This is a genomic window from Chloroflexota bacterium (assembly GCA_016887485.1).
Classification (GTDB): domain Bacteria; phylum Chloroflexota; class Anaerolineae; order Anaerolineales; family Anaerolineaceae; genus Brevifilum.
The window spans coordinates 433,143-450,579 of record CP069394.1; the positions used below are offsets into that span (position 1 = coordinate 433,143).

General features: G+C 50.8%; 17 protein-coding genes. 7 read left to right on the forward strand and 10 right to left on the reverse strand.

The features are described 5' to 3' along the window. Positions 1-40 precede the first annotated feature (40 nt). Entirely contained in the window at positions 41-628 is a 588-nt protein-coding gene (locus JR338_01945; protein ID QRN83540.1) for a TetR/AcrR family transcriptional regulator C-terminal domain-containing protein, read from the forward strand. 87 nt (positions 629-715) lie between these two features. Here JR338_01945 and mutS read toward each other — a convergent pair whose 3' ends face one another. Then, positions 716-3,289, reverse strand: coding sequence for a DNA mismatch repair protein MutS (mutS, locus tag JR338_01950; protein ID QRN83541.1), 2,574 nt, complete (start codon positions 3,287-3,289; stop codon positions 716-718). 79 nt (positions 3,290-3,368) lie between these two features. Beyond that, positions 3,369-6,104: an alanine--tRNA ligase gene (alaS, locus tag JR338_01955; GenBank protein QRN83542.1), complete on the reverse strand. Its 2,736-nt coding sequence runs from the start codon at positions 6,102-6,104 to the stop codon at positions 3,369-3,371. A gap of 238 nt (positions 6,105-6,342) precedes the next feature. Between alaS and JR338_01960 the strand changes: the two genes are divergently transcribed. From JR338_01960 to JR338_01970, 3 genes are all read left to right on the forward strand, one after another. Further along, a complete protein-coding gene (locus JR338_01960) occupies positions 6,343-6,918 on the forward strand; it encodes a hypothetical protein (GenBank protein QRN83543.1) in 576 nt (191 codons plus the stop codon). A 310-nt stretch (positions 6,919-7,228) separates the two neighbouring features. Then, positions 7,229-7,951, forward strand: coding sequence for an AzlC family ABC transporter permease (locus JR338_01965; GenBank protein ID QRN83544.1), 723 nt, complete (start codon positions 7,229-7,231; stop codon positions 7,949-7,951). Beyond that, complete coding sequence (locus JR338_01970; protein QRN83545.1) at positions 7,927-8,253, forward strand: AzlD domain-containing protein; 327 nt, start codon at positions 7,927-7,929, stop codon at positions 8,251-8,253. Before JR338_01965 ends, JR338_01970 begins: the two co-directional genes overlap by 25 nt. A 34-nt stretch (positions 8,254-8,287) precedes the next feature. On the opposite strand, the gene JR338_01975 is transcribed toward JR338_01970, so the two are convergent. The 8 genes from JR338_01975 to JR338_02010 all read right to left on the reverse strand — a co-directional run bounded on the left by JR338_01975 (position 8,288) and on the right by JR338_02010 (position 14,695). Beyond that, positions 8,288-8,761, reverse strand: a complete 474-nt coding sequence (locus JR338_01975; GenBank protein ID QRN83546.1) for a hypothetical protein — start codon at positions 8,759-8,761, stop codon at positions 8,288-8,290. Beyond that, entirely contained in the window at positions 8,758-9,225 is a 468-nt protein-coding gene (locus tag JR338_01980) for a nitric oxide synthase (protein ID QRN83547.1), read from the reverse strand. Before JR338_01980 ends, JR338_01975 begins: the two co-directional genes overlap by 4 nt. A gap of 137 nt (positions 9,226-9,362) precedes the next feature. Next, positions 9,363-9,971, reverse strand: a complete 609-nt coding sequence (recR, locus tag JR338_01985; protein ID QRN83548.1) for a recombination protein RecR — start codon at positions 9,969-9,971, stop codon at positions 9,363-9,365. Positions 9,972-9,980: 9 nt separating this feature from the next. Continuing rightward, positions 9,981-10,325, reverse strand: a complete 345-nt coding sequence (locus JR338_01990; GenBank protein ID QRN83549.1) for a YbaB/EbfC family nucleoid-associated protein — start codon at positions 10,323-10,325, stop codon at positions 9,981-9,983. 33 nt (positions 10,326-10,358) lie between these two features. After that, complete coding sequence (gene dnaX / locus JR338_01995) at positions 10,359-12,059, reverse strand: DNA polymerase III subunit gamma/tau (GenBank protein ID QRN83550.1); 1,701 nt, start codon at positions 12,057-12,059, stop codon at positions 10,359-10,361. Positions 12,060-12,077: 18 nt separating this feature from the next. Next, positions 12,078-12,605, reverse strand: a complete 528-nt coding sequence (locus JR338_02000; protein QRN83551.1) for a lamin tail domain-containing protein — start codon at positions 12,603-12,605, stop codon at positions 12,078-12,080. Positions 12,606-12,926: 321 nt separating this feature from the next. Then, positions 12,927-13,643 (reverse strand): DUF664 domain-containing protein, encoded by a 717-nt coding sequence (locus JR338_02005; GenBank protein QRN83552.1) that lies wholly within the window; start codon positions 13,641-13,643, stop codon positions 12,927-12,929. Between the two features lie 497 nt (positions 13,644-14,140). Continuing rightward, positions 14,141-14,695 carry an adenine phosphoribosyltransferase gene (locus tag JR338_02010; GenBank protein ID QRN83553.1) on the reverse strand — a complete coding sequence of 185 codons (555 nt, stop codon included), beginning with the start codon at positions 14,693-14,695 and terminating at the stop codon, positions 14,141-14,143. A gap of 344 nt (positions 14,696-15,039) precedes the next feature. Between JR338_02010 and JR338_02015 the strand changes: the two genes are divergently transcribed. From JR338_02015 to JR338_02025, 3 genes are read left to right on the forward strand one after another with little or no spacing between them, the layout of a single operon-like run. Next, positions 15,040-15,570 (forward strand): methylated-DNA--[protein]-cysteine S-methyltransferase, encoded by a 531-nt coding sequence (locus tag JR338_02015; protein QRN83554.1) that lies wholly within the window; start codon positions 15,040-15,042, stop codon positions 15,568-15,570. 22 nt (positions 15,571-15,592) lie between these two features. Next, a complete protein-coding gene (era, locus tag JR338_02020; protein ID QRN84332.1) occupies positions 15,593-16,507 on the forward strand; it encodes a GTPase Era in 915 nt (304 codons plus the stop codon). Next, positions 16,500-17,228, forward strand: a complete 729-nt coding sequence (locus tag JR338_02025; GenBank protein ID QRN83555.1) for a hypothetical protein — start codon at positions 16,500-16,502, stop codon at positions 17,226-17,228. The genes era and JR338_02025 overlap by 8 nt, the downstream gene beginning before the upstream one ends. Positions 17,229-17,437 lie beyond the last annotated feature (209 nt).

The window sequence follows — 17,437 nt, forward strand, 5'->3', positions numbered from 1 at the left end:
AAGAAATGATGTGTAATCAACATAGGAGAGAGATGTGTAGATGATTGAGAGCGGAATTGACCCCAGAGTTCTGCGAACCCAGCGAGCATTAATCGAGGCGCTTAAGCGATTGGTGGAAAAAAAGCCGTTTTCGAAATTATCCATCAAAGAAATCACCGCCGAGGCGGGAGTGGATCGAACTACATTTTATTTACATTTTCACGGTATTCATGAATTGATGGATGCACTAGCATTGGATTTGTTTGCCGAATTGCATCAGGCGATTTATTGCAGGGACCAATCTGAATTCTCGCAGAAATCTGAAGATCTCAAGGATTACGTCGAGATTGTTTTTATCCATTTGGAGAAGCATCGCGCCTTTTACCGAAGTGTTTTGAGCAATAAGGGTGATCCCTATTTTAAAGACCTTTTTCAGGCGATGTTATCTGAGTTACTTTTTAAGCCGATGGCGGCCTCTCTTCATTTCCAGGCGGATTCTTCTTCCGAGCTAATTATCTGTTTCTATGTCAGTGGCTTTACTGGAATTACCGCTTGGTGGCTTGAGAAGAATATCCCCATTGACGCGCGTAAGGCATCTAAGGAAATCTCCGAGAAAATTCTGCCGGGTTATTTGCAGTTGCTGGGATGAATCAGCGCTTCACTCGAGTCAGTACGAGAGTAACCTCACCAACTGAGAGGTTTAGAGTAGCGGCTATCTGATTGAAAGGGGGATGTGTTATTTGACGTCATCTTTCAGGTAGCGCCGCTTCCATTCATACAGCAGGTTCAAGGCCTCGATGGGGGTCAGGCTGTTGATATCCAATTCTTCGATAGCTTCCAGGAGTGGGTTGTTTTCAGGGAAGAGGGCCAGCTGCTGACGGGAGGTCGGGTTTTGCTCCAGGGTGCTGCCGGAGGTCTTCTCCAGCTGCTGGAGGATCTCGTTCGCCCGTTGGATGACCGGACGGGGAAGCCCAGCGATCTGGGCGACATGGATGCCGTAAGAGCGATCCGCGCTCCCGGGGATGATCTTGTGGAGGAAGACGACCTTGCCATCCGCTTCGGAGACAGCCACGTTATAGTTGCGCACGCCCGGCAGGAGGTCTGCCAGTTGGGTGAGCTCATGGTAGTGGGTGGCAAAGAGAGTGGTGGCTTTCAGGTCCGGGTGACTGTGAATATATTCGATCATCGCCCAGGCAATTGAGACACCGTCATATGTGCTTGTGCCGCGCCCGATCTCATCCAGGATGAGCAGACTGCGTGAGGTGGCGTTATGCAGGATGTTGGCGGCTTCAATCATCTCGACCATGAAGGTGGACTGTCCGGCGTGGATCTCGTCCTGTGCGCCAATCCGGGTGAAAATTCGATCCACCAAGCCGATCCGGGCTTTTTCTGCCGGTACGAAGGATCCCATCTGTGCCATCAACACGATCAGGGCTACCTGGCGCAGGAAAGTTGATTTACCGCTCATATTAGGCCCGGTGATGATCCGGACGATCTCTTCAGGGTCATAGGTGGTGTCGTTGGGGATGAAGCGCTCGGAAGCTCGCAGCTTTTCAACCACGGGATGTCGTCCATCGGTGATCTCCATACAACGTTCAGCAACGATTTCCGGCCGGTGATAGTCATTGATCGCAGCGGTCTCCGCCAGAGAAAGGAATACATCCAGTTCGGCGATACCGCGGGCGGTTTCCAGCAGGTCATGGGTACCTTCAGCCAGCTCACCGCAGACCTGGGCGAAAACCTGAGCTTCGACTTGATGGATTTGATCCTCGGCATTGAGCACCAGGGTCTCATATTCCTTCAATTCGGGGGTGATATAGCGTTCGGCGTTGACCAGGGTCTGCTTGCGAACATATTCATCGGGAACCTGAGAGGTGTTCGAATGTGTGACTTCAATGTAATAGCCAAAGACCTTGTTATAGCCCACCTTGAGGGTTTTGATTCCAGTGCGGGCTTTTTCATTTTTTTCCAGTGAGCCAATCCAATCCCGCGCATGGCGAGAGGAATCGAGGATTTGATCCAGTTCAGTTGAGAAACCGGGGCGGATAATGCCGATATTGGCGAGAGTTGCAGGGGGTTCGTCCTCAATAGCGGCTTCCAGTAAGGCCAGCTGGTCCACGCAGAGGTGGATTTTTCGGAAGGTAGCGTTCAGCGCTGGCCCATCTTCGGGGAAGAGCGAGCGGATCTTGGGCAGACGGCGCAGGTTCTCCCGCATTGCAACCAGGTCGCGCGGAATGGCGTGACCGGAGAGCACTCGATTGGTGAGACGCTCGAGGTCGTCAATCTCACTCAGGGCTTCCCGAATTTCTGCCCGCAGCAGGCCATTCTGGTGGAAAGCGCTGACGGCATCCAGACGTTTTTCAATCTGTTCCACATCTAATAGGGGTTTGCTGACCCAGTGGTGGATTAAGCGGCCGCCCATCGGGGTTTTGGTTAGATCCAGAATGCCCAACAAAGAGCCCTGGACTTTGCCGCTGCGAATGGTCTCGGTCAGTTCCAGGTTGCGCCGGGTTTCAGCGTCCAGCACCATGAATTCATCCAGGGTGTAGGTGCTGAGGTCGGTGAGCAATTTGAGGGCCTGGCGCTGGGTGTCTTCCAGATAGGAGAGGATTGCCCCGGCGGCCCGGATGGCCATTGGCTTACCCCGCAGGCCATAGCCATCCAATGTGGCGACCTGAAAATGGGATTTGAGGTTCTCGGTGCAGTGACCAAGTTCGAAATGCCAGGTTTCATAGGTGGTCAGGAAGCCGGGTAGGTTTTCAGGTTGGGGGAGGGTATCCGGCCAGAGGATTTCAGTTGGCTGGAGGCGGTGCAGCTCGGAGCGGATCTGGTGCAGTAATTCCTGCCCTTCCAGTTCCGTCGTGGCAAACTCACCGGTGGAGATATCGACATAGGCCAAGCCGGCGCGGTTCTCATGGAAATAGACCGAGGCCAGATAGTTGTTTTGATGATGCTGAAGCAGGGCCGGTTCAACCACCGTCCCCGGGGTCACCACTCGGACCACTTCCCGATCCACAAGCCCCTTATCGGGCACAGCGCCGACCTGTTCGCAGATGGCGACATGGTAACCCTTATCGATCAGGCGGGAGAGGTAATTATCGACCGCATGGTGGGGAATACCCGCCATAGGGACCCGCATGCCCTTGGATACGGGGCGTGAGGTCAGTACAATATCCAATTCCCGCGAGGCTGTCTTGGCATCCTCGTCAAAGGTCTCGTAAAAATCACCTAGGCGGAAAAAGACGATCGCGTTGGGATAGTTTTTTTTGATATCAAGATATTGCTGGCGCAGTGGTGTGGTTTTACTCATAGATTGATTTTAACTATAGATGCTGAATAAAGGTGAGCATTTGGCTGTGCTCACCTTAAAATGTTTGAATTGACAGGGCCTATTTAAAGTTTTCTTTGATGTAGCCAGGAACCTGATCCAGCGCCTCAGAGAGCTTGCTGGCATCCTTGCCCCCGGCCTGGGCCATATTGGGGCGGCCACCGCCCCCGCCGCCAACCACTTTGGCGACTAGCTGGATAAGCTTGCCGGCATGCAGGCCCCGCTTGACCAGGTCATCGGTGACGGCTGTGATCAGAATGGGCTTGTTGTCCAGATCCGAAGCCAGCACGACCACGCCGGAAGGATACTTCTGCCGGAATTTGTCGGACATCTCACGCAGGGCGTCCATATCCGCATTGGGCAGGATGGCTCTGAGCACGGGGATGCCGCTGATCTCTTCGGCGTTATTGAGTTGTTCGTCAAAGGCACCGGCCACCAACTGTGTCCGCAGTTTTTCAACTTCCTTTTCAGCGACAACCCTAGCATCAGTTGAACTTTGTGCAGCTTTAAAAATGTCAGATTGAGAAACGCCATAGTACATACTCATATCGTATACCTGATTCATCCGCTGCCGGGCAAGTTGGTAAGCCCGCCATCCGGTGACGGCTTCGATCCGGCGTACGCCGGCAGCGATACTGCCTTCATAGGTGATCAGGAACAGGCCGATATCGCCCGTCTCGTCCACGTGAGTACCGCCGCAAAGTTCGTAGGAGACACGTTTTTCATCACCAATGGTGATTGTACGAACGGTTGCGCCGTATTTTTCACCAAAGAGGGCCATCGCACCTTCATTGATCGCTTCCTGGAGGGGTTTTTCCACGATGTTCAGTGGGTGGTTTGCCAAAACCTCCCGGTTGACGATGGCTTCCACTTCGAGGAGTTCCTCGCGGGTCATCGGTTGGGGATGATTGAAGTCAAAACGCAGCCGGTCTGGCGCGACCAGTGAGCCGGCTTGTTGGGCATGATCACCGATGACCTGGTGGAGGGCGGCATGGAGCAAGTGGGTAGCGGTGTGGTTGCGCATGATCTCGCGCCGCCGTTCCCGATCCACCTCGGCCAATGCACTGTCGCCAACTTTAGGCGTCCCGGCCATGACCTTGCCCTGATGGACGATCACGCCCGCTGCGGGTTTACGCATGCCGGTGATCTCTATCGCCCAGTCTTTGCCGTCGGCGTCGGCGATCCGACCGGTGTCGGAAACCTGACCGCCGGATTCAATGTAGAAGCCGGTCTTGGGGAGCAGGACGTCTACTTCGTCGCCAACTTCGACAGTGGTGACGGGCTGTCCATCTCGGATCAGACCCAGAAGTTCGACCGGACCCACAAATTCATGGTAGGGATCATAAGCCACACCGGTATCGGTTAATTTCCCGGCCTGGATCAGGCTGGCAAGCAGATCAGTGTAGACTTCCACGTCTACTCCGCCCATCTCGCCGAATTCTTTCCCAGCGCCTGAGGCTAAGCGGTGGGCTTCCATTGCTTCCTGGAACCCTTTAGTATCGACATCCAGCCCTTGTTCATTGGCGATATCTTTGGTGATCTCGAGGGGCAGGCCGAGGGTGGCATAGAGGTCAAAGGCCACACCGCCATCCAGAACGGTTTCGTTCCTGGCTTTTAGTTCTGCCAGCAGTTCATCCAGATGTTCCAGGCCAGCCCGGACGGTCTTCTGGAATTGCTTTTCCTCACGGGTGAGGTTATCCAGGATCGTGGCGGCATTGCGCTGCAGCTCGGGATAGAAATTGCCATATTCATCAATCACCACCTGGGCGACCTTGGCCATGAAGGGCTCATTCAGGTCCAGTTTCATGCCAAAGCGGGCAGCTCGCCGCACAAGCATCCGGCAGACATAGTTTCGCCCAACATTGCCGGGGACCACACCGTCGGCAATCAGGAAGGTGGTGGCGCGGGCATGATCGGCGATCACGCGGTAGGGGGTCAGGTTGGCCTCGCGTTCTGCGTCGCTGTGCCCGGTCAGCTCCTGCACACGGGCGATCAGCGGCAGGAAGAGGTCGGTTTTATAGTTGGAGGACGCGTCCTGAAGGATCGAGACGATCCGCTCGAAGCCCATCCCGGTATCCACGTGCTTTTTCTCCAGGGTCACCAATTCGGTGGGAGAAAGCCGGTTATATTGGATGAAGACGTTGTTCCAAATCTCCAGGTATCGTTCGCAGTCGCCATTAACGCCGCAGACATGACCAGGGACGTCCTTCATATTGCAGAATTCAGGGCCGCGGTCATAGTGGATCTCGCTGTCAGGGCCGCAGGGGCCGGTTTCGGCCATTTCCCAAAAGTTATCCTTACGTCCAAATGGCAGGAGGTGAGCGGGGTCAAAGCCGGCTTGAGTCAGCCAGATATCGGCGGCTTCCCGGTCTTCCGGGATCTGATCCAGTTCATCTTTGAAGAAGGTGGCCCAAAGTCGGTCTTTCGGCAGTTGCCAGACTTCCGTCAGTAACTGCCAGGCCCAGGAGATCGCTTCTTTCTTGTAGTAATCACCAAAGGACCAGTTACCCAACATCTCAAAGAAGGTGTGGTGGGTGTTGTCTCGGCCCACTTCATCGAGATCGTTGTGCTTGCCGGAGACCCGTAGACATTTCTGCGAATTGACAGCACGGGTGTAGGGGCGCTGGTCAGTGCCGAGGAAAACGTCCTTGAACTGGACCATGCCGGCATTGGTGAACAGCAGGGTTGAATCACCACCCGGAACGAGTGATGAAGAGGGGACGAAGGTGTGGCTGTGCTCTAAAAAGAAGTCGATGAAATCCTGTCGGATCTCCGAACCTTTAGGTTTGTCTTGCATAAAATCTCCTGCATAAGAAATAAATAGGACGTAACTTATGAATTATACAATATTTGAAAAGGAAACTGAACGGGTGAAAGGTTTTTAGAGGTTGATATTATAAATAGAAGCCGATAACCATAAATAAAAAGTATAATAGCTTATACACTCTAGAGGGTTTATTGGAATCCAAAATCAGGTATTAACCTAAGTAGTACAAAACAATTTGGCAAAATCAACCACAGATCAAGGGGAAGACATGACGAAAAAGAAAAAGGCCTGGCTGTTTTTTTTATTTTGGTCCATTTTTAGCATTGTGAATCTCAGAATAATGTATAACCGTTCATTATCCGGGAAGTCTTTGTCAACCACATTAATTACGGAAACATTTAAGAATATCAATATTTCTATATTGGTTCCAGATGATTGGATAATTTATGATGTAACTAATTCATCCGAATATGGTGAAGGAATAAACACCAATCTAATAATCCAGGGAGGAAAACCTGCTGGATCCTTACCTTGGTTAAAGATCTTCCAATTCGACCAAAATTCTGATCAATTTCAATCTATTGATGAAATAATTTATTCGGATATTTTGAGAATAAATAACGAATATCAGCTTCGATTCATAGATGTGGTGGATCGAGAAAATCACACAGATATTCTATTTGAATATCCTTATGGCAATTCAGAGAGAGTGAAATCTTGTATTGATAGGATTGGCGAAAAAGACGGTTTTATCTTTATCACTTCAATCTGTGCAACATCTGAGCAGTGGGAAGTTATTGAACCGATATATGATCAAATTGTGAATTCGATAACAGTAAATTAGGATAATTCTCCGAAATCTAATTTTCTATTTATATTATTATTTTTGTGCTGCGGATTTGACTTATGTGTTCACAGCACAGGTGTTTTTGGTTTTTATCTGAAAACAATCCTGAAAAAAACATATTAAAACAAGAGATATTCCTGATTCAGGAAAGATGATTCTGTTGAAATTTATGTAGAAAAGAGTTTATTTTCCTCACCAATATTAACAAAACGATAATCCTGCCGCGGGTGTGATCCATTACGGCCATAGTAAAATGGAGCAATTATCACCACCTCAGGTGAGTGCGTTATTTCCATGAGTAAATCTGATGAATGAGAACAGCGAAGTGAAATCAAGCCGCCATCAACGCCCCTGGCTGCAGGGGATGGTGCAGGCAGTGCCGATCGTACTGGGCTATATCCCGGTGGGATTTGCCTATGGTGTTCTGGCGCAAAAAGCGGGCATATCTGCTTTCAACACTCTGCTGATGTCGATTATTGTCTATGCCGGTTCAGCCCAATTGATCGCCGTTGGGTTGGTCTCTTCCGGGTTGGCGCCGCTTTCCATCATTATCACCACATTTATCGTCAACCTGCGGCACATGCTGATGTCCGCTGCGCTCTCGCCTCATTTGCAGTCCTGGCGCAAACCGGCGCTGGCTGTTTTTGCCTATGAACTCACTGACGAGTCCTTTGCCCTGCATGCCACCCGGATGGACGGGCATGAGCGGCCCAAGAGCGAGACCTTTGCAGTCAACGTCACAGCCCAGGCCTCCTGGGTGCTGGGGACTGCCCTGGGCATCTTTGGCGGGCAGATGATTGCGGAGATTGAGCCCTTTGCCCTGGATTATGCGTTACCGGCGATGTTTATTGCCCTGCTGGTGATGCAGATTACGAACAAGGTTCAGGTGATCGTGGCGGTTTTGGCGGGGTTATTTTCTCTTGGCTTATATCTACTCGGTATGCAGCAGTGGTATGTGATTATCGCGACCATCCTGGCTGCGACTTTAGGAGTGGTACTGAAAAAATGGACCAAACAACCATCCTCCTGACCATTTTAGGTATGGCTGCGGTGACTTACCTGCCGCGGGTCATCCCTCTGCTTGCACTCACGGGCCGCCGTTTGCCGGAGGTTGTGATTGACTGGCTGGGTTATGTCCCACCAGCGGTGCTGGCTGCCATGCTGCTGCCGTCATTGGTGGTGTCCGATGGGCAGTCGGCGATCAATGCAGAGAACTTGTTCTTTTGGGCTGCGTTACCAACGTTTGCAGCAGCGATCCTGACCCGTAATTTATTCGTCCCTGTGCTGGTCGGGATGGCGGTGGTGATTGTCGGCCGGTTATTGATGGTGTGATGTAATATCCCCCAACAAAGGTGAACGCCAACCTTTAGGGTTGGCGTTTTGTGATTAATTGCTTTAGGTGATTGAACTGCCAGTTTCGCTCTTGTACAACTGCTTGTTGAGTGTCCTTTGGGAGGGCAGCCCGAAACGCCGCTTGCTGGGCATATTTTGTTGCGCCCAGTGCGTGGGTGCGAACATGCGCCGTGGCCACAGCCTGACCGGCTGCTCTGGCTGCGGATTTGGCCGGCGTATCGTTATTGACCTGCCGGGCCGCAGCGTGTGCATTGAGGGAAGCTGAACGGATGACAGATATACTGAACTCCCCTGTGTCAATCCAGTCCTGAAGTGTATCCAGCGCCTGGCGGGGATGGGGATTATGGGGAAATTGGGATTCGTACATCGGCAGGACACGCAACGCACAATCCCTGGCCCAGATTGCCAGAGTCACATGGTTGGCCTGACCGACCAGCTCCTGCAACGCCTCATCCGGCGTGGCGAGCGAGAATTTTGGTTGGCTCATGCTTTGGGCAGAATTGCCTCAGCCCATGCCACTGCTCGTTCAAGTTCGCCGTCTGCCAGTGGACCTTCTGAATCAACCACGGCAAATCCGGTGGGTTCGAGCGCTAAGGTCGCACCGGTTTTCTGATAGGCTTTAGCCATTTTGGAGCCCGCATAACCGAAAAGTCGGATCATGAACTTCAGGAAGCCAGAGTTGGTTTTATCAATTGGGATGCGGGTATCGAAGACACTGCCTCGAACGCCAGCCAGCTTACCTTTCTGTTCCTGCAGAAGGATTTGCACCTTCTGGGTGGGTCGGAATGCCCGGGTGGGAGAGCCAATAATGAAGATCTGCAATCCTTCAAAATCAGCGGGTTGGACGTCGTCAACTTTCTTGGTAACTGCACCGATCGCTTCGCCAATCGCTGTGGCTACTTTGGCAGTATTGCCAAAATAGGAATCGTAGAGGACCAATCGTTCTGTCATGCTGAATTCCTTTCTGTTGGTTAATTGGATTAATTTCATTATAGCGAAATTCTGAGCTTTTTAAATCATGAATGGCTAAATCAAAAGAAAAAAGCGCTTCAATAGCGCCTAATTAATTAATTTATTATTATTCGGTTTTAGTCCAAATCCTGTCGACCGGCCAGTGCACGCAGCAGGGTGTTCTGATCAGCGTATTCCAGGTCGCCCCCAACCGGCAGCCCGCGGGCCAGACGAGTCACCCGAATGCCCATCGGTGCAATCCGCTCATTGAGGTACATTGCCGTGGCGTCGCCTTCCATGCTGGGATTGGTTGCCAGGATCACTTCTTTGATCTCGTCAGCATCCAACCGGGCATAGAGTTCCTTGATCTTTAAATCTTCAGGGCCAATGCCTTCAATAGGGGAGAGAACACCGTGCAGCACATGGTAGAGCCCGTTGAAGCCGGCGGTCTTTTCAATCGCCAGGACATCCATTGGCTCTTCGACCACACAGATCGTGTGGCGGTCCCGCTGGTCACTGCCGCAGACCTCACAAATGGGCGTATCTTTGCGGGTGATGTTGAAACAGGTCTCGCATAGACCGGTCTCTTCCTTAAGGCCGTGCAGCGCGTCCGCCAGGCTGAGCGAAATATCCTCCGGTGCGCGCAGGAGGTAAAAGGTCAGCCGAGAAGCGGTCTTGGGGCCGACACCGGGCAGCCGGGCGAGGGCATCCACGAGATTCTGAACGGGTTCAGGTAAGGTACGCATAGTGAGGGACTAGAGCCCGAGTCCCATTCCACCCAGCATATTGGTGAAGGGAGCCATTTTTTCGGATGCCAGGGTGCGGGATTGATCCAGCGCGGCGTTGACACCGGAAGTGATCAGATCCTGCAGCATTTCCAGATCGGCATCTTCGAGGATTTCCGGCGCAATGGTGATGGATTTGCAGATCTGATCGCCTGTCATGGTGACGCTGATCACGCCGCCGCCAACAGTGGCGGTCACGGTCTCTTGAGAAAGCTCTTCCTGAGCCTGAGCCATTTGCTGCTGCATCTGTTGGATTTGGGCCATCATCCCACCGGCGCTTTTGCCGCCGGGGGCGCGATTATAACCTTTTGCCATTGTTATTTCCTTTCAAAATCCATAATTACTTTTTTAGTCAGCTTCTTTAGCTTTGGTGATTTTACCACCCAGGTCACGGGTGGCGGTGCCGACCATTCCATCATTATCAATTTCAATATCTTCGGGCACAGCACTGCTTTCATGTGTGCTCACGATGCAGTTTACATTGATTGGTGTACCGAATACTTCTTCAAGGATATCGGCGGTCAGGGTCAGGTTGCCGCCCTTATCCATCATGTCCTTGAGCGTGTCGGATGAGAAGCCCAGGATGAGCGTGTTGTCTTTCAAGCCCACGACTTTGGAGGTGTTCAATAGGCCCTCCGTGCGGGGATTATGCTTCCCGACCATTGATTTGACCTTGCGCCACTGCTTGTGGATATCGCTGAGCTTTAGGTCGCCTTCCACGGTAGGCGCAGCGGATTTTGTCTGAGGAGGTTCTTTCTCGATTGGCTCCTGCCTGGGTTTGGCTGGTTTTTCTTCCTTGATCTTCTCCGGCCGGGGTTCGGTTTTTTGAGAATCAACCGCCTTTTCCTGCACAGGTGTTTCAACCGGCTCAGGTTTGGGTTTGGGCTTTGGTTGGCTTTGTTGGGGTTGGACTGGTGTTGTTTCCGTGGGTTGGGTTTGTGGGGTTGGGGTTTGCTCTGCCACAACGACAGCTGGCTTAACGAGATATTCCGTGAAGGCTAATTCCAGACCCAAGCCTGGATGCCAGTTGGCCTGTTCATCCACGGTTGCCTGGTTGAAGGCATTGATTGCCTTCAATAATTCGGGCAGGGGAAGCTGGTTTCCGTGCGCATGGATTTTGGGCTTGATGTCATCGGTGATATCGGTCGAGTTGAGGTGATCCATTTGATAAAGCAGGACATTGCGGAGGTAGGACACAACTTGCCGGGCAAGCTGGCGGGGGTCCGTACCGGTATCCAGCGCCTGGTCGATCTGTTCCAGTCCGGCTGCGGCGTCTTTCGCCACCAGGGCATCCACGATCTCAATCACTCGCAGGCTGGTAGCTGTTCCCAGAATGGTCTGGGCCTTCTCTAGCGAGATTTCCTCTTCGGTAGAGGTCAGCTGGTCAAGCAGGGAGATCGCGTCCCGCAGGCTGCCTGTGGCCTGCCGCGCCACTTCCATAAAAACGGGTTCTTCGATCTTCAATCCCTCAACCTGGCTCTTCTCTTTGAGGTAGTTGACAATGATCTCAATTGGAATCCGCCGGAACTCATGCCGCTGACAGCGGGAAAGCACGGTGGCTGGGATCTTATGGATTTCAGTGGTCGCCAGCACGAAAATGGCATGGGCTGGCGGCTCCTCCAGGGTTTTCAGGAGGGCATTGAAGGCCGCGGTGGATAGCATGTGGACTTCATCGATGATATAGACTTTAAAACGCCCCTGAGAGGGGGAGAAGTTGATCTTGTCACGCAGGTCGCGAACGTCATCCACGCTGGTGTTGGACGCGGCGTCAATCTCGATCAGGTCCATGAACCGGCCGGCGGTGATGGCCTTGCAGTGATCGCATTCATTGCAGGGACGGTTTTCCAGGTCCGGATTGAGGCAGTTGACGGCTTTGGCCACCAAACGGGCACAGGTCGTTTTACCTGTGCCGCGGGGGCCGGAGAAGAGATAAGCATGCGCCACGCGGTCCAACATGACGGCGTTGCGCAGCGTTTGGGTAATATGTTCCTGACCGGCGACTTCATCCCAGCTTTGGGGTCGCCATTTGCGGTAAAGGGCTTTAGGCATAATGATTTTTTTATTTCACTAGGGTATTTGATAAGTGGCCTGCGTTTCCCCGCCGGAGTCAACCAGAGTGACCGTGTCACCGGGTTGCCAGATGGGGGTGTCGGACTGCCAGTACAATTCTATCACCGTATTAGTGCCGGCTTTTGAGTGCACCTCTACCGCGCCATCTTGGTTGAGGATCATCGCAGGGAAAGTGAACCGTTGTCCCCGATCATTTAGAATCTGCCAGCCACTCAGGTTGATCGCGCCGTCGCTCCGGTTGAGGATTTGGACGTTTTCAATTTCCAAATTCCCGGCCCCGATAACGGTTGGGATGGTGAGTACCAGTCCCTCTTGCAGGAACTCAGTAGTGGGCTGGGGTGTTATAGCAAAGGTTTCACCGGTCGATTCAATGTCACCTGACCCGCTGTTTGGGTCAGTCAAGGTGATGGATACATCCGGTGTGGGGTGGGTAGCTTGCCAGATGAGCAGGACGATCAGGGTCGTTGCCGCGGAGATCAGAATATTTAGCAGGATGTAAAAAAGGAGACTTTTTTTGGTCTTCATTGCCTCTGCCTTATCATTTTTATCAATGATAGCACAGCTTGACTTGATTCCCAAAGTCCGTGATAGACAGTTGGAAAATCGGGATATATTTTAGTGGTTTAGGCCTCATTTCTTCGCAATTAACAATCTGATAACAATTCATTGAGGGTTTATTAATCGCAATATGATAACCTTCTTCTTAAGGAATTTGATTTCTCTCCTTTCGAATTCCGAGCATAACCTAAAAGTTGTGGTAGTGACCCCCAACTGAGATAAAGGTGAGGTTAACGAAGCAAAGCAGGCGTTTGGTGAGGCGCCTGCTTTGTGACTTTAATGGAGCAGTTACTTTTCCGGAAAGACCAACTTCTTAATATGTTCGATATGGTCCCGCTGGTGCCAGAGTGTGCGGCGGACGATCTTGCGGGGGGACCAGAATTCCCCTTCGAGCCCAAGGACTTTCACTACGCTAGCGAAGGTTGGGAAGACTCGGTCAATTTCAGACGCCAACTGATTGAGCCGTTCCACGGGATCTCCGGCCAGGTCCTGGCGTTCACGATCGGTCAGGTTCAGGCGGGAAAGGTACCAATGTTCGGCATTGGCGACATGCTTGACAATCCCGGTGATATTCCAGCGTTCATCTGGGCGCTGCATTTCAAGGATTTCCGGTGAAAGGGTGGTGTAACCAGCCAGAAGCTCATCCCGTTGCCAGTGGAAAACTTTGAGGGCGATGTCGATTTCATCTTTGGTCAGTGGCCGCCAGTCATCATGAAACCAGGCGTTGACCTGATAGCCAATGCCGGGGGCTGTGGATTGATAGCTTTCATTCAGGTTGTAGGTCGTAAACCTTTCCACAATTCTGAAATCCAGGTCTGTGAATTCTGCCCAGGGTTCAGCGGTGTGATCTCGGATCCATTTATCGAAGGTAAGTACAGCCAATGGCATACGAATCAAGGTTTCGGCTTCATCTTCACCATAGGTAAAACATCCCGGGTGATCGAGGGCATAGGCCAGAAAGCGACCTTCTTCAGTATTTTCTTCCAATCCGATACGGATTTGCATTTGTTCCTCCAAAATGATTTTTATTTCCATCCCTATCATAACAAAAAACCGCCAGGACGGCGGCTTCTTGATATAAATTGGTCTGTCAGGGAAGCACCCCAACAGATGAAACCCATTATAGCTGTTGGGGTGCCCGTTTGAGTGGCAGGGGATCAGTCATTGTGTGTTTGCTCCAGCCCAGTGAAACTGATTAAAGCAAATACAACGCTAATCAAGCCAATTACAAAATAAATAACAGCGCTCATGGACTTCCTCCTTCTTCTTCTTTAAATTATTTTATATAAAGCCAGTTTAATTAATCTCTACTATTAATACGTCTAAAAACGAAAAAAGTTCCAGGTTTTGACTTAATTAAATAACACCAAAATGAAATTGAAGTAACGAACAGCTTTTATATGATGCAATATCTGTACCATTGGGCTTTTGAGGGAAAGGTGATTAAAAAAACCGGTCAGAATACTCTGACCGGTTGGCTGAGCTAATTTTGTTTGAAACGATTAATCTGAGAAAACAGGCAGATGGCCCAGGGCGATGATATCAGCCCATTTGGCACGCTCACCCTCTGTGAGGATAGCGACTTCGGCTGTGATCGTTCCACCGGCTTTCTCCAGGATCATTCGCATGCCCTGCAGGGTGGAACCGGTGCTAATCACATCGTCCACAATCACGACCTTATGACCATCAATCAATTTGCGGTCTTTTTCATCAAGGTAGAGGGTTTGCGGTTTGCCGGTTGTGATGGAAAGGGTTTCGGAAGCGATAGCATCGCCCATATAGGCTTTGTAGGTCTTACGAAGGATGGCGAAAGGCTTGCCGGTCACAACGGAAAGCGCATAGGCAATTGGGATGCTCTTGGCTTCGGCCGTCACCAGGACGTCAAATTCGATATCGGATAATTTCTCGGCCAGGGCTTTGGCACAGGCTTCAACCAGTTCTGTGTCGCCAAGGATATTCAGAATGGCAATGCGCAGGCCGGGTTTGATTTCAAAAAGTTCAAGTTCCCGATGGATGCCGGCGATGTCAATGCCGTAGGTCTCGCGTTTCTCACTCATTTTCAGGTCTCCAGTTCGTCTCAAAAATCGACCTAATTATAATGCAACCTGAAATAGATGAGATGTCTAGACCTTAAAAGATTTCAATTATTTGGAAGTGGGGATTAAATTATGTGAGTGCCGGAGACGCCGACCCCGGCACTCATTTTAAGGAGGAGAAGAAGAGAAGTCGCCCTTACTTACTTATATCTTACAGGATAGGTCGGATTTATGCTTGACGGTTACCCTACGATTGCCCTACGATAGTGCTTCTATTTTGCAGGTCAAAACCCAGGGATTTGGACACCTTCCAGTCGAAGTATTAAGGTAAGATTGGTAGAAAGCTATTCACTCAGAGGTGTAAATTGGGAAAAATTTTCGGTGTATTGGATCAAACACCCGTTGGACCGGTCAGCTTCATGGCGGGCGATCAGGGTTTGGAGCAGGTTGCATTTTCACCATTGATGGCGTTCAAAGCAAGCCTGCCGGTTGTGGATGACCAACCTTCGCTTAAAGGGATGGAGGTCGTTTCCACCCTCCTGGCGGAACTGAGTGAATATTTCTTTGGTTTACGGAAAACATTTACTACCTCCATAGATTGGGATGTGATCAATGGCTTCCAGAGGGATGTGCTCCAACTGACAGCCGAGATACCCTTTGGCGAGGTCCGCACTTATGGCGAACTGGCTCAACAATTGGGAAAACCCGGGGCTTCACGTGCGGTGGGCACGGCACTGGCCCGCAATCCGATGGCGTTGGTGATCCCTTGTCACCGGGTGATTGGCAGCGATCGAAAAATGCATGGTTTTGCCGCACCGGATGGGATCAAGACCAAGGCCTGGCTGTTGAAACTTGAAGGCCATGAAATCAAGAATGATCGTGTGGTAGGGGATTAGGTCAGGACTAATTATGATGGAAATGAATGTGTCCCAATTTGATGGGTTCAAATCGGGCTATGTCGCACTGGTCGGCAAACCCAATGTGGGTAAGTCCACCTTGCTCAATGACTATGTGGGGCAGATGATTGCCGCTGTTTCAGCCAAACCACAGACCACCCGTCGGCGTCAATTGGGAATTATCACCCTGGAAAAAGCTCAGATCGTATTTGTGGATACGCCGGGTATGCACAAAGGGGATTATAAGCTCAGCCGCTTTATCAATGAGGAAGCCCAATATGCGTTAATGGATGCGGATTTGATCTTATTCATTGTGGATGCCAGCTTGCCGCCGGATTCGGAAGACCAGGCCCTTGCCGGAGAGATTACTGCTTTGAAAGCACCGCCGCAGGTGCTATTGGTGCTGAATAAGATTGACCTCATCCCTCCGGATTTGGTACCGGAGCGCCGGGAGCAGTTTTCCAAGTTAATGGATTTTACCGATGTTGTTCAGATCTCGGCCCTCACAGCGCCGGGACGGGAGCAGCTGTTGGAAAAAGTGATTGATATGCTGCCCGAAGGACCTCGGTATTTCCCTGAGGATCAGATCACGGATATTTATGAGAAGGATATCGCAGAGGACTTGATCCGGGCTGCGGCTCTGGAGAACCTTCATGAAGAAGTGCCTTATGGCATCTTCGTGCGGGTGGATGATTACAAGGTCCGCAATGATAACCTGCGCTATATCCATGCAACAATCCTGGTCGAGCGTGATTCGCATAAGGGAATTGTGATCGGCAAGCGGGGTTCAATGATCAAAAAGATCAGCACACAAGCCCGCGAGAAAATAGAAGAACTGAGCGGGGAGAAGGTTTATCTGGAACTACAAGTGAAAGTGGAAAAGAACTGGCGCAATAACCAGGACTTTCTGCGAAGGGTGGGACTGAGCCATGACTGAACTGGGGGGGCTGGCAAAATTCGGGGCTTTGATCGTTTTTGCAGGTTTTCTATCTGATTGGCTTTCAGTTATATTCGGTTGGAAGAAGTTGCGCCCCTATGCCAAAACACTGGCATTGATCCTTTTGATCTTATGGATTGCGCTGTTATTTGATTTTGCCCCGAACAGGCTGGGGGTTCTATTGCTCTTGGCGCTGGGATTTGGCTTGTTGGGGGATATTCTGCTGCTTTTTCCCACTCGGTGCTTCAAGTGGGGGTTGGGCGCTTTCCTGTTGGGCCATATAACCTATCTGTTTTTGTTTTATAAGCTATTTCAAATTGGCAGAGTTGAAGGTCTGATCGCACCAATCGCGCCCTGGGTTTGGGGTGTGATAGGGGTTGTTGTTCTGGCAGCGTTGATGATTTTTAACCGGGTGATCATCCGGAAGATACGGGACCCGCACCCCAGGTGGCTTTTCCAGGTCGCGCTCTATCTTTACGCTGTATGCCTAAGTGTTGTGATGGTGTCTGGTTGGTTAACGGCGGGACTATATACCAGTGGGGGAATCTGGATTTGGGCTTTGGCACTGGGAGGAACCTCATTCTTAATCTCTGATTTTAATTTAGCCTATGACCGGTTTGTGAAACCCTTCAAGCCAGCGCATTTTCTCATCATGGTCACCTATCACCTGGCTCAATTCTTTCTGGCAATCGGCTTCTTTATGTTAATTTCCAGATTCTAAGTTGTATTGCCCATTTTCGCTATTTGAATTTGGCTTCTGTTATTTGTATAATCGAATTGAGTTACTTATGGTTAGGTAACCTATTTGATTATTGGTTCTGTTCGCCTTATTTCCCCAAGATTTCTACGCAGCAAATTAAATAAATTGTAATCATTCACTCTTGTTATTCGTAAATCATCTCTGAAGTTTTCCTGAACTTAAATAAATAA